The organism is Streptomyces sp. P17 (genome assembly GCF_032436805.1).
Taxonomy (GTDB): Bacteria; Actinomycetota; Actinomycetes; order Streptomycetales; family Streptomycetaceae; genus Streptomyces.
The window spans coordinates 18,838-31,269 of sequence record NZ_JAVRBF010000044.1; the positions used below are offsets into that span (position 1 = coordinate 18,838).

At 68.5% G+C, this 12,432-nt stretch carries 15 protein-coding genes; 2 read left to right on the forward strand and 13 right to left on the reverse strand.

Translation table 11 applies throughout. From position 1 onward, the window contains the following. Positions 1 to 33: 33 nt before the first annotated feature. From RMT89_RS26555 to RMT89_RS26570, 4 genes are read right to left on the reverse strand one after another with little or no spacing between them, the layout of a single operon-like run. The gene (locus tag RMT89_RS26555) at positions 34 to 489 is read right to left on the reverse strand and encodes an Lrp/AsnC family transcriptional regulator (protein ID WP_315886304.1); all 456 of its coding nucleotides are present in this window, start codon (positions 487 to 489) and stop codon (positions 34 to 36) included. 59 nt (positions 490 to 548) lie between these two features. Continuing rightward, complete coding sequence (locus tag RMT89_RS26560) at positions 549 to 1,196, reverse strand: UbiX family flavin prenyltransferase (RefSeq protein ID WP_315886305.1); 648 nt, start codon at positions 1,194 to 1,196, stop codon at positions 549 to 551. Between the two features lie 52 nt (positions 1,197 to 1,248). Next, positions 1,249 to 2,151 (reverse strand): menaquinone biosynthesis prenyltransferase MqnP, encoded by a 903-nt coding sequence (mqnP, locus tag RMT89_RS26565; protein ID WP_315886306.1) that lies wholly within the window; start codon positions 2,149 to 2,151, stop codon positions 1,249 to 1,251. Beyond that, entirely contained in the window at positions 2,148 to 3,605 is a 1,458-nt protein-coding gene (locus RMT89_RS26570) for a menaquinone biosynthesis decarboxylase (protein WP_315886307.1), read from the reverse strand. The genes mqnP and RMT89_RS26570 overlap by 4 nt, the downstream gene beginning before the upstream one ends. An 86-nt stretch (positions 3,606 to 3,691) precedes the next feature. On the opposite strand from RMT89_RS26570, the gene RMT89_RS26575 reads away from it, so the two are divergent. Then, on the forward strand, positions 3,692 to 3,997 hold the full coding sequence (locus tag RMT89_RS26575; protein WP_315886308.1) for a PLD nuclease N-terminal domain-containing protein: 306 nt from the start codon (positions 3,692 to 3,694) through the stop codon (positions 3,995 to 3,997). 1 nt (position 3,998) lies between these two features. After that, on the forward strand, positions 3,999 to 4,505 hold the full coding sequence (locus RMT89_RS26580) for a LysR family transcriptional regulator (RefSeq protein ID WP_315886309.1): 507 nt from the start codon (positions 3,999 to 4,001) through the stop codon (positions 4,503 to 4,505). Here the strand turns inward: RMT89_RS26580 and RMT89_RS26585 are convergent. The 9 genes from RMT89_RS26585 to RMT89_RS26625 form a co-directional block, all read right to left on the reverse strand. After that, positions 4,435 to 4,833 carry a DUF6281 family protein gene (locus tag RMT89_RS26585; RefSeq protein ID WP_315886310.1) on the reverse strand — a complete coding sequence of 133 codons (399 nt, stop codon included), beginning with the start codon at positions 4,831 to 4,833 and terminating at the stop codon, positions 4,435 to 4,437. The two genes, RMT89_RS26580 and RMT89_RS26585, sit on opposite strands and share 71 nt — an antisense overlap. A gap of 58 nt (positions 4,834 to 4,891) precedes the next feature. Then, entirely contained in the window at positions 4,892 to 5,182 is a 291-nt protein-coding gene (locus RMT89_RS26590; protein ID WP_315886311.1) for an SCO0607 family lipoprotein, read from the reverse strand. 84 nt (positions 5,183 to 5,266) lie between these two features. After that, positions 5,267 to 6,085 (reverse strand): hypothetical protein, encoded by an 819-nt coding sequence (locus tag RMT89_RS26595; RefSeq protein ID WP_315886312.1) that lies wholly within the window; start codon positions 6,083 to 6,085, stop codon positions 5,267 to 5,269. A gap of 379 nt (positions 6,086 to 6,464) precedes the next feature. After that, positions 6,465 to 6,866, reverse strand: coding sequence for an SRPBCC domain-containing protein (locus tag RMT89_RS26600; RefSeq protein WP_315886313.1), 402 nt, complete (start codon positions 6,864 to 6,866; stop codon positions 6,465 to 6,467). Between the two features lie 48 nt (positions 6,867 to 6,914). Then, positions 6,915 to 8,024 (reverse strand): c-type cytochrome biogenesis protein CcsB, encoded by a 1,110-nt coding sequence (ccsB, locus tag RMT89_RS26605; RefSeq protein WP_315886314.1) that lies wholly within the window; start codon positions 8,022 to 8,024, stop codon positions 6,915 to 6,917. Continuing rightward, the gene (locus RMT89_RS26610; protein ID WP_315886315.1) at positions 8,021 to 9,712 is read right to left on the reverse strand and encodes a cytochrome c biogenesis protein ResB; all 1,692 of its coding nucleotides are present in this window, start codon (positions 9,710 to 9,712) and stop codon (positions 8,021 to 8,023) included. Before RMT89_RS26610 ends, ccsB begins: the two co-directional genes overlap by 4 nt. 3 nt (positions 9,713 to 9,715) lie before the next feature. After that, positions 9,716 to 10,489, reverse strand: a complete 774-nt coding sequence (locus RMT89_RS26615) for a cytochrome c biogenesis protein CcdA (RefSeq protein WP_315886316.1) — start codon at positions 10,487 to 10,489, stop codon at positions 9,716 to 9,718. Position 10,490: 1 nt separating this feature from the next. Next, entirely contained in the window at positions 10,491 to 11,081 is a 591-nt protein-coding gene (locus RMT89_RS26620; RefSeq protein ID WP_315886317.1) for a TlpA disulfide reductase family protein, read from the reverse strand. Positions 11,082 to 11,147: 66 nt separating this feature from the next. Continuing rightward, complete coding sequence (locus tag RMT89_RS26625; protein WP_315886318.1) at positions 11,148 to 12,386, reverse strand: hypothetical protein; 1,239 nt, start codon at positions 12,384 to 12,386, stop codon at positions 11,148 to 11,150. Between the last annotated feature and the right edge of the window lie 46 nt (positions 12,387 to 12,432).

Consider the following 12,432-nt stretch of genomic DNA (forward strand, 5'->3'; position numbering starts at 1 on the left):
TTCGGGCGGGGGGACCCCCATACGGCCTGCGGCCTACGCCTCTTCCGGCAGTTCCCCGACCCGGTTCTCCCACTTCGTGGAGAGCACGATGGTCGTACGGGTCCGGGACACGCCCTTCGTCCCGCTGAGCCGCCGGATGATCTTCTCCAGGCCGTCCACGTCGTTCGCCCGCACCTTGAGCATGAACGAGTCGTCGCCGGCGATGAACCAGCAGTCCTCGATCTCGGTGAGCTCCTTCATCCGCTGCGCCACGTCCTCGTGGTCGGCCGCGTCGGAGAGCGAGATGCCGATCAGGGCGGTGACCCCGAGGCCGAGGGAGGCGGCGTCGACGGTGGCGCGGTAGCCGGTGATGACCCCGGCCGCCTCCAGCCGGTTGATGCGGTCGGTGACACTGGGTCCCGACAGGCCGACGAGGCGCCCCAGCTCCGCGTAGGAGGCCCGGCCGTTCTCCCTCAGGGCCTGGATGAGCTGCCTGTCCACCGCGTCCATGCGATTCGAAGCCTTCCGCTGAAACGATCTGAAAAGGTCGATGAGTCCTGAAGTGGTGCTCAGGTGGTGCGTGCGCCGCCGAGGTCGCCCTTCCAGCGGCGGTAGAGCCGGTGCTCCACGCCCGCCGCGTCGAGAACGCGTCCGGCGACGAAGTCCACCAGGTCCTGGATGTGGGTGGCCCCGGCGTAGAAGGCGGGCGAGGCGGGTACGACGGTGGCTCCCGCGTCGTCGAGGGTGACCAGATGCCGCAGCGTCTGGCCGTTCAAAGGGGTCTCCCGAACGGCGACGACCAGCTTGCGGCCCTCCTTCAGGGTCACGCTCGCGGTCCGCTGCAGCAGGTCCTTGGACAGCCCGAGCGCGACGCCCGCGACCGCGGCGGTGGACGCCGGCACGATGAGCATGCCCTTCGTGGGATACGAGCCGGAGGACGGCCCGGCCGCGAGATCCCCGGCACTCCAGTGCCGTACCCCCTCGGTGTCCACATCGAAGGTGCCCGGCTTTCCGTCCGCCCCCCGGGACAGCCATTCCCGCAGGTCGTCCTCCCAGTGCGCGTCCCGGAAGGAGATCCCGGTCTCGTCGAGCAGGGTGAGCCGCGAGGCCCTGCTCACCACCAGGTCGACGCTCTCCCCCGCCGCCAGCAGAGCACGCAGCACAGCAGCCGCGTACGGCGTCCCGGAAGCTCCGGACACCCCCACGATCCAAGGCACGCGCTGCGATTCTCCTGCGTTCACATCTTGAGCGTACCGGTGGACGGGACGGTCAGACGGTCAGCCCCCGCACCAGGAGGTCCAGCAGCGCGCAGCCGAACAGGGCGATGCCGATAAAGCCGTTGACGCTGAAGAACGCCCTGTTGAGGCGGGACAGGTCGTGCGGGCGGACGATGTTGTGCTCGTAGACGAAGGCGCCCGCGACGATCATCAGGCCGAGCCAGAAGAACGCGCCCGCGTCGGTCGCCACCGCGTACCAGATGAGCAGGGCTGTCGTCAGCGCGTGGCAGACCCTCGCGCCCTGGATCGCCGCCGGGATGCCGAAGCGGGCGGGGACCGACATGACGCCGGTCTCCCGGTCGGCCTCCACGTCCTGGCAGGCGTAGATCAGATCGAAGCCGCCGATCCAGATGCCCACCGCCAGGCCCAGGATCACCGCGTCCCAGGACCACTCGCCGGTGATCGCCAGCCAGCCGCCCACCGGGCCCATCGCCTGGGCGAGACCGAGGATGGCCTGCGGGTAGTTCGTGAACCGCTTGCCGTAGGGGTAGATCACCATCGGGATCACGGCCACCGGGGCCAGGGCCAGGCAGAGCGGGTTCAGTGCCGCTGCCGAGCCCAGGAAGATCACCACCGCGATCAGCGCGCCCGTCCAGGCGTGCTTCACCGACATCGCGCCGGTCACCAGCTCGCGGTGGGCCGTCCGGGGGTTACGGGCGTCGATCTCGCGGTCGATGATCCGGTTCACGGCCATGGCGAAGGTGCGCAGGCCGACCATGCAGACGGTGACGAGCAGCAGCCGGCCCCAGTGGATGTTCTTGTCCCACTGGAACATCGCGGTGAGGGCGGCGATGTAGGCGAAGGGCAGGGCGAAGACGGAGTGCTCGATCATGACCAGGCGCAGAAACGCCTTGGTGCGTCCCGGCTGCGGGAGAGCGGCTGACGCGCTGCTCACAGTCCGTACTCCTTCCAGCGGCGGTCGACCGTCGCCGCCGTCTCCGGATCCGACTCCACCATGTCCGGCCAGCCCCCGTCGCGTGTGTAGCCCTCCTCGGGCCACTTCTCCGTCGCGTCGATGCCCGCCTTGCCGCCCCAGAACTGCTGGTAGGAGGCGTGGTCGAGATGGTCGACGGGACCTTCCACGACGCTGAGGTCACGGGCGTAGTCGGTGTTGCCGAGGGCCCGCCAGGCGACCTCGTGCAGATCGTGGACATCGCAGTCGGCGTCGACGATCACGATCAGCTTGGTCAGCGACATCATGTGCGCCCCCCAGATCGCGTGCATCACCTTCTGCGCGTGCTTGGGGTACTTCTTGTCGATCGAGACGATCGCGCAGTTGTGAAAGCCGCCGGCCTCGGGCAGGTGGTAGTCCACGATGTCCGGGACGATGATCTTCAGCAGGGGGAGGAAGAAGCGCTCCGTCGCACGACCCAGGGGTCCGTCCTCCGTCGGAGGGCGGCCTACGACGATCGACTGGAGCAGCGGACGCTTCCGCATCGTCACACAGTCGATCTTCAGGGCGGGGAACGGCTCCTGCGGGGTGTAGAACCCGGTGTGGTCGCCGAAGGGGCCCTCCGGCAGCATCTCGCCGGGCTCAAGCCAGCCCTCGATCACGACCTCCGCCTGCGCCGGGACCTGGAGCGGGACCGTCTTGCAGTCGACCATCTCGATCCGCTTGCCCGCGAGGAACCCGGCGAACAGGTACTCGTCGATGTCACCGGGCAGCGGGGCGGTGGAGGCGTAGGTGACGGCCGGGGGACAGCCGAAGGCGATGGCGACCGGCAGCCGCTCGCCCCTGCGCGCGGCGACCTGGTAGTGGTTCCGGCTGTCCTTGTGGATCTGCCAGTGCATCCCGATCGTGCGCTTGTCGTGGCGCTGGAGCCGGTACAGACCGAGGTTGCGGACCCCGGACTCCGGGTCCTTGGTGTGGGTGAGCCCCAGGTTGAAGAAGGAGCCGCCGTCCTTGGGCCAGGTGAACAGGGCGGGAAGCCGGTCGAGATCCACGTCGTCCCCGGTGAGGACTACCTCCTGCACCGGCGCGTCACCGGACTTGACCTTCTTCGGCGGTACGTGGGCCATCGCGCCGAGCTTGCCGAAGGCCTCCCGCACACCGACGAAGCCGTGCGGCAGCTCGGGCCTGAGCAGCCCGCCGATCTTCTCGCTGATCTCGCCGTACGACTTCAGGCCGAGGGCCTTCAGCAGCCGGCGGTCGGTGCCGAAGACGTTCATCGCGAGGGGCATCGAGGAGCCCTTCACGTTCTCGAAGAGCAGTGCCGGGCCACCCGCCTTCTGCACCCGGTCGACGATCTCCCCGACCTCCAGATACGGATCGACCTCAGCCTTGACGCGCTTGAGGTCGCCTTCGCGTTCCAGTGCCCTGAGCAGGGAACGAAGATCGTCGTAAGCCATGGGGTCAAGTATCCCCGAGCGGCTACCCTGGCCCTGTACCTGGGGGCTGTGATCGCGGCCCCGACCACCATCTCGCGGGAGGGACCATGCTCCGGGTGCTGTTTTTCCTCGTACCTCTGGCGTTGAGCATCTACGCGTTCATCGACTGCATCAGCACCAAGGACGAGGACATCCGTCACATCCCCAAGCCGCTGTGGGCGATCCTCGTGCTGCTCTTCCCGCTCGTCGGGTCGATCTCGTGGCTGATCGCGGGCAAGAAGCGGGCGCCTGCGGCGGAGGGCTGGTCGGGGGTACGGACGAACCGGTCCCGTCACTGGGTCGCCCCCGACGACAACCCCGAGTTCCTGAAGTCCCTGGACGACGACGACAAGAACAAGCGGGACGAGCCCTGACATGGAGCTGCGGCTGCTCGTCACCTTCGAGAAGGTCGCGACCGTCCTCAGCTTCACCCGGGCGGCGGCCGAGCCGGCGTACGCGCAGTCCAGTGTCACCAGTCAGATCCGCGCCCTGGAATCCTCCCTCGGCACCGAGCTGTTCGACCGGCTCGGCGGCCGGATCCGGCTGACGCAGGCGGGTGAGCGGCTGCTGCCGTACGCCCGGCAGATCATCGAGCTCGCCGAGGAGGCACGGGCCGCGGTGACGGCGGCGGAGGAGCCGACGGGCTCGCTCGTCGTCGGCACCATGGAGTCGCTGACCTCTTACCGGCTGCCCCCGCTGCTGGAGCTCTTCCACCACCGCTGTCGGCGGCCCCGGCGATCCAGATCCGGTGCTTCATGTCCCCCTCCATTCCTGCGCGTCAGCACTGTGACGCCGGAGGGGGCTCGGACGTTCACTTCGACCGCGCGAGTCGTTCCACCTCGGGCGGCAGTTCACCGTTCGGACGGGTGGCGACGAAGATGAGGTCGTCCGGGGCGTCCCCCACCGCGATGGCCACATCGGGGTCCAGGCCCTCGATCCGGTACGCCGTGGTCTCCTGCACGGGAGAGCCGTCGTCGCCGTCGCCCGGGGTGTCGTCGCACGGCGGCTGGGTCGCCGTGCCCAGCTCCTCCCCCCGCTTGTAGTCGATGTTGGCCACGTCCGTGTAGCTGCGGCCGTCGTAGTCGATGACGTAAGCGCAGGACGCCGCCGCTCCCCCGGACTCCGGCTCCCCGCCCCCGTCCGACGCGGTGCACCCGACTGCTCCCAGGGCCACCACCGTCATCCCGGCCAGCACAACTACCGATCTCATCGGTCCCCTTCCTCATGATTCCGATGACTCAGACGTGGCGGTCACCATTTTCGTTCGGTCAGGGGGCGTCGATGATGTCGCCGTTCTTGTCGAGGGTGTGGGTGCGCCAGTACACGTCCCACTTGTCGTCGACCTGCTTGGGGACCTTGCCCTCGGGGTAGCGCACATAGCCCGCGGGGGGCTCGTCGCCGTTCGCGACGCAGGCCGAACCCGTGCCGTTCACCGTCATCACGGGGTACTCGCCACTGCTGCAGATGTCCTCCCGGTACTCCCATCCGGAGCATCCGGTGAGCGCCAGGGCCGCGGCCACCCCGGCGGCGACTGCGAGGGCCTGGAACCTGCGGGGCATGGACACGATGGTCTCCTGTGGGTCGGTTTTCCGGTCTGCCCCCACTCTCGCCACCGGCGACCGCCGCGCCCTGAGCACGCGTACTCAGAAGCACGCGCTCCGATGCTCAACTCCTGGGTCGCACTCCTCGCAGTTCATCGGCCAGGGGTCGCAGAAGCTCCAGTTGCCGTAGCCGCCGAGCTTCCAGCCGGGGGCGACGGCCAGGCCCGACTGGTAGTCGTACGGGCTGCCCTCCTCCCAGGTGAGGATGCGCTGGTGGAGGTCCTCGTCGAGCTCGTGCCTGGCCGGGTACTCGACCGCCGGCTCCGGAGGCAGCAGACACGGCTCGGGCAGATACCCGTCCTCGCTCACCACGGGCGGCCACTGCTCGTCATGCACCTCCCCCACGTCGGCGGCCGTCCGCCGGCGCAACTGGACACCCGGCATGCAGTCCTCGCCGTGCTCGAAGGAGCACCACAGCACCTGGAGCAGATCGGTGCCCTCCGGGCGGGGCAGGGACGGGACGTCACGGGCGTAGAGCTGGAGGACGGGGAGAGCAGGGGGGACCTGGCCGTCCAGGGGCTTGCGTACGCCCGTGTAGCCGAGGCCCTGGACAAAGGCCCGCTCCTCTGGGGTGAGGAAGTCCTTCCCCTTGAAGCGCGGGCGGGCCCAGCCCTCGGTCAGGATCCGGCGCTGTCGGCGCAGGTCGCCTGGGTCGTAGCCGACCAGCCAGGGGCCCGTCTGCTCCGGACAGGTGGGCCAGGATTCGTCGGCCGGCCACAGCAGGGGTCCGCCGACCGAGCTGTCCGCCACCGTGGGCTCGGCGGGACGCGGATGCAGCCGGACGCAGGTGCGGGCGAGCGGCGCCAACTCCGGGAAGACGGCGGCTATGTCGGCCGGAGGGGGAGGTGTCGTACGGGTCATGGCGCGAGGCCAACGTCGCATTTCAGGTCGTGCGCCGACACTTTCGTATCGCAACGGACGCCACGCGATCCAGTCCGCACCAACTCCCCCTTCTTACCCTGGCGTTGACAGACCTCACGCGTGAACAGCAGCGGTGGAAGCACGGGCGGATCGACGGGGACCGCGCCAGGGGATATGCGGTGGGCAGAGTTTTGCATGGGCGCGGAGCACTGTTCGGCACCGATCCGGCCGGGCTCGCTGGATCTGCCTGGACGTGCACGGCAACCCGTACGACAAGGCCGTACCGATCGTGGAGCTCACGCCCGAGGGCCACGCCCGGTTCGTGAGGACAGCCCGGCCGGAGGGGAAGCCGCCGGGGAAGGAGTGCCTGCCGAACGTCCTAGGCGCCGCCGAGAAGGTCGATCAATCGTTCGAATCGAGCCCGCCAGCGCTCCTCCGGCTCTTCCTCGCCCTCGAACTCATGGGTGAAGCGGAGGGCGCTGCCCTCGTCGCCGTCGCGCTCCAGATGGAAGCGGATCCGGCCGCCGCCCTCGACCGTGTACTCGGCGACCCGGTCCACATCCCAGGCCGTGACCTGCCCGGCTCCCAGGCCACGCAGCGCGACGATCCCGCCGAGCCGGGGTTCGAGAACATCGACGCCGGTGAACCACCCGGCCAGCCCCTCCGGGGTCGCGAGCGCCGGCCAGACCGTCTCCATGGGCCTCGGGAGGCGCACCAGAAAGTGCAGGATGTGCCTGGTCCCATGGGTCTGGCTGGTGCCCTGTTCGATGGATCCGGTCATGACACCAGCCTGACCCTTGGGGGGAGCTTCCGCACGCGGTTACGGACCTCAGAAGCCGACGGACTGGAGCGCCCCCAGGCCCACGTCGGCGTAGGAGTGCTTGCCGGAGACGAAGATGTTGACGCCGTAGTAGTTGAACAGCCAGCAGCCGAAGGCGACCAGGGCCAGGTAGGCGGCCTTGCGGCCCTTCCAGCCGGCCGTGGCGCGGGCGTGCAGGTAGCACGCGTAGGCGACCCAGGTGATGAACGACCAGGTCTCCTTGGGGTCCCAGCCCCAGTAGCGGCCCCAGGCGTCGCCCGCCCAGATCGCGCCCGCGATGATCGTGAACGTCCACAGCGGGAAGACGGCGGCATTGACGCGGTAGGAGAACTTGTCGAGGGAGGCCGCGGCGGGCAGCCGGTCCAGGACGGAGTTCGCGAAGCGGCCGGGGGTGCCGCCGTTGGCGAGCTTGTCCTCGTAGGAGTCCTTGAAGAGGTACAGCAGCGTGGAGACCGCGCCGAGGTAGAAGACCGCGCCGCACAGGATCGCCGTGGAGACGTGGATGTACAGCCAGTACGAGTGAAGGGCGGGAACCAACTGGTCACTGGCGGTGTACAAGACAGTGACGGCAAGACCGAGATCGAGGAGGACCGAAGTGGTCAGGAACAGCCCGAGCCAGCGCACGTTCTTCTTCAGCGCGAGCAGCGTGAGGTACACACCGACGGCGACCGTGGAGAAGGTGAGGTTGAACTCGTACATGTTGCCCCACGGCGCCCGCTGCACCGACAGGGCCCGGGTGAGCACACCGCCGAACTCGATGAGAAAGGCGAGCACCGTGAGCGACACGGCGATACGGCCGTAGAGGTCGCCCCGCTCGTCCCCGCCGTGCGCGCCGGGACCGTCGGGCACATCGCGGGTGCCGGTCGCGGCCCGGACGACGACCTTCGGCCGCTCCAGTACGGCGGTGCCGCCGGCCTTCTTCACCGTGACCGCGGGAGCGGCGGCGGCCTTCTTCGCCGTGGTGAGCGCGGCGGCGGTGCGACCGACCTTGCTGCGGCTGCCGAAGAGCCATTCGGCGATGTACGCGAAGAAGGCCAGGGTGTAGACGGCCATCGCGGAGTAGATCAGCGTATTGCTGAGACTCGCGAGGCTTTCGTTGGTTGCGGCGGCGAGAGTCACTTCTCAGCCCCTTCGGCAGGTACAGCGGGGTCGGGTTCGGGGTCGGGTTCGGGCGCACCGGGCGCCGCATGTTCGTACAGGATCCCGGCGAGGTCGCCGAGTTCCTCGGGCACCTTGGCGGACTCGCTGCGGCCGAGCCCGGCCATCTCCACGACGGTCACCCCGTCGGCGCCCTTGACCGCCCGCACCCACACCCGGCGGCGCTGGATGAACAGGGAGGCGGCGAGGCCGAAGATCGCGACGAGGGAACCGGCCAGTGCCCAGCCGCTCGCGGGCTGCTGGGTGATCTGGAAGTTCGCCCACTCCTTGGTGCCCTCGTAGGTGATCGAGCCGGCACCGTTCGGCAGCTTCATGGTCTCCCCGGGGCGCAGGTTCTCCCGCAGCTGCTTGCCCTTGGAGTTCTTGAAGCCCTTCATGTTCTTCTTGTCGAGCTGGTACACGCTCTGCGGGATGCCCGAGTTGACACCGAGGTCGCCGTAGTACGGCTCCAGGTTCAGCACCGGGTTGATCAGCGCGGGGAAGCTGGACGAGACCTCGCTGCCGGCGGTGTAGGTGGGCAGGAAGAAGGCCTTGAAGGCGAGCTGTTCGCTCACTCCCTTGGCGTTCTTGTAGCCGTCGTAGACCTTGACCACACCGGAGGAGGTGACATAGGAGTCGAGCGGCAGCAGCGGTACGGCGTCGCTGAAGACGACCTTGCCCTTGCCGTCCCGGACGGTGACGACGGGGGCGTAGCCGTGGGCGGTGAGGTAGACCTTCGAGTCGTCGATCTCCAGCGGCTCGTTGACCTTGACGATCGTCGGCTTGTCCTTGCCGTAGGCGCCCTTGGCATAGGTGAGGGAAGCCTGGAAGGTGCGCGGCGTGCCCCTGCTGGGGCCGGTGGGCTCGTAGGTGCCCGTGAAGGCCTTCAGGTTGAAGGAGAACGGCGTCAGTTCGTCGGTGCTGAAGAGGGTGCCGGACTTGAAGTCGTCGTACTGGGTGAGGGTGTTGGAGAAGCCGTCGCCCTCGACGATCAGCTTGTTGCCCTCCATCTTGAACAGCTGGCCCCAGGCGAAGGCGATCAGCATCACGATGAGCGCGACATGGAAGAGGAGGTTGCCGACCTCGCGCAGATAGCCCTTCTCGGCGGCGACCGCGTCACCGGCGACATGCGCGCGGAAGCGCTTCTTCTTCAGCAGGGCGAGGGCCGCCTCGCGGACCTGCTCGGGCTCGGCCTCGGTGCGCCAGGTCGTGTACGCGGGCAGCCGGGTCAGCCGCCTCGGCGCACCCGGCGGGCGGCCGCGCAGCTGGCCCACGAACTGCCAGGTGCGGGGCACGATGCAGCCGATGAGGGAGATGAACAGCAGGATGTAGACCGCGGAGAACCACACCGAGCTGTAGACGTTGAAGAGGCCGAGCTTGTCGTAGATCGGCGCGAGGATCTCGTGCTTGTCGCGGAAGTTGGCGACCTTCCTCTCGTCGTTGCCGGTCTGCGGGATGAGCGAGCCGGGGATCGCGCCGAGCGCGAGGAGCAGCAGAAGCAGCAGGGCGACCCGCATCGAGGTCAGCTGGCGCCAGAACCAGCGGGCCCAGCCGATGACGCCCATGGTGGGGAGGCCGCCGGACAGCTCCTCCTTGGGGGCGGTGGAGAGCTGGGAGCCGGCGGCGCCGAGGTCCTGCTCGTCGGCGCGGTCGGTTGTCATGTTGCTCATCGGTCAGATCCCCACAGTGAAGCCGTTGGACCAGCTCTGCATCTGCGACACCATGCTGTCCCAGGCGCCGGTCAGCAGCAGCAGACCGGTCACGATCATCATGGTGCCGCCGATCCGCATCACCCAGACATAGTGGCGCTTGACCCAGGCGAAGGCACCGAGCGCCTTGCGGAAGGCGACCGCGGCGACCACGAAGGGCAGACCGAGGCCGAGGCAGTAGGCGACGGTCAGTATGGCGCCCCGGCCCGCGCTCGCCTCGTTGTAGGACAGGGCGATCACAGAAGTCAGGGTCGGGCCGATGCAGGGCGTCCAGCCGATACCGAACAGCGCGCCGAGGAAGGGGGCGCCGGCCAGACCGGTGACGGGCCGCTTGTGGACGCGGAACTCACGCTGGGTCATCCACGGCATCAGGCCCATGAAGAAGACACCCATGGCGATCATGAGGACGCCGAGCACCTTGGACAGGACGGCCTTGTGCTCCTGGAGGGTGTCGCCGAAGTAGCCGAACAGGGCGCCGCCGGAGACGAAGACGGCGGTGAAGCCGACCACGAAGAGCGAGGCGCCCGCGATCAGCCGGCCGCGGCGGGCCGCGGCGAGGTCGGTGCCGGCGACGCCGGTGACGTACGACAGATAACCGGGGACGAGCGGCAGGACGCACGGGGAGAAGAACGAGACGAGACCGCCGAGCATGGCGATGGGCAGGGCGATCAGCAGTGCGCCGCTCATCACCGTCTGGTTGGGGTCGGTGGCCGCGGCGAGTGTCGTGAGGGCGCTCACGTCACTTCTCCGCGAGGACCGGGTCGATCATCTTGCGCAGCTTCTCCTCGCTGAGTGCGGCCAGCGAGCGGGCCGCGATGTTTCCCTCCCGGTCGAGGACGAGCGTGGAGGGGATCGCCTGCGGGTTGAGCGTGCCCTTCTCGAAGCGGAGCATCAGCTTGCCGGTCGGGTCGTACAGGCTCGGGTACGTGACGCCGTACTCCTTCTCGAAGGCGAGGGCGTTCTTGGTGCTGGTGTCCCGGGTGTTGATGCCGACGAACTGCACACCCTCCGCCTTCAGGTCCTGGTAGACCTTCTCCAAGTTCGGCGCCTCCGCGCGGCAGGGGGCGCACCAGGAGCCCCAGACGTTCAGTACGACGACCTTGCCGTCGTAGGTGGAGACATCGAGCTGCTTGCCGTCAACGGTGTCGCCGGACAGGTCGGGGGCCGCGTCCCGCTCCCCCCGCTTGACGGTCGCGATGCCGTCCTCGCCCATGACGAACCCGGTGTCTCCCGAACCCCCGGACTTACCGCCCGCGGTGCACGCTGACAGCAGCAGCGCGGTGACGACGGCACCGGCGATGGTCAGGGGGGCGCGACTGGCTGCACTCATGTGAAAAGTTTCGCATGTCCGTTCCGAGGATCTTGCGCGCCCCCCTTGCACGTGAGAACCCGCATTTCAGAAGCGCTTCCAGCCTTCTGCGGGCGCCTGTCCGACCTCCAGCGTGCGCAGCTTGTCGAGCACCTCCGGCGACTGCACGTCCAGCCAGTCCACGAACTGCCGGAAGGAGACCAGCCGTACGTCCTCGCCCTTCTCCTTCTCCCGCGCGATGTGCTTCAGCGCCTCCTCGACGGCGTCCATGTAGATACCGCCGTTCCACTGCTCGAAGTGGTTGCCGACGAAGAAGGGTGCACGATTTGTCTCGTACACCCGCTTGAAGCCTGATATGTAGGCCTGTGCCGACTGTTCGCGCCAGGCCGGGTAGTTGTGGGCGGGGGCGTTCGTGGAGTTGATGGACTGGTTGGCGAGCATGTTGTAGTCCATCGACAGGACCTCGAAGCTGCGGCCGGGGAAAGGTATCTGCTGGAGCGGCAGGTCCCACAGGCCCCCCTTCTTCGTGGGCCAGACCTGGCGGCCGCCGGGCGAGGAGGCGTCGTAGCGCCAGCCGAGGTCGCGGGCGACGGGCAGCAGGTTCTCCTGGCCGAGCAGACAGGGGGTACGGCCGCCGACGAGCTCCTTGTCGTAGTCGAAGGGCAGCGACGGCAGATCGGTCCAGCCGGTGTTCGTCCGCCACTCCTTCACGAACGACTTCGCCTGGTCGATCTCGCTGCGCCACTGCTGCGGGGTCCAGTTGCCGACCGAGCCGGAACCGGCGCAGAAGTGGCCGTTGAAGTGGGTGCCGATCTCGTGCCCGTCGAGCCAGGCGCGGTGGACGTTCTTCAGCGTGTCCTTGATGTGCGCGTCGGTGAGGTAGCCGATGTCGGAGGCGCCGCGCAGGTTGTTCGGGGGGTCGTAGAGCCGCTTCTTGCTCTCCGGCAGCAGATAGACCCCGGAGAGGAAGAAGGTCATGTGCGCGCCGTGCTCCTCGGCGAGGTCGAGGAAGCGCGGGAAGAGGCCGTTGCCGACCTCACCCGCGCCGTCCCAGGAGAAGACGACGAACTGGGGCGGGGTCTGGCCGGGTTCCAGCGGTACGGGCCTGGCGGGCTGCTCCGGCTGCTTGCCGGTGTACGAGGTGGAGCCGTCGCCGATCAGGCGGGCCCGCGGCTTCGGCTGGGCACCGGCGGGGCGGTGATCCGCGGAACCCCCGGAGGGGGCCGACCCGTCTGACGGGTCGAGGTTGCCGCAGCCGGCGAGTCCGACCGCGGCGGCCCCGGCGACGCCGAGTCCGAGTGCTCCCCTTCGGGTAAGAGTGCGCATTGCATCCCCGTTCGTCACGTTCTCTGGTGGTCACCCAGTCAGAGGA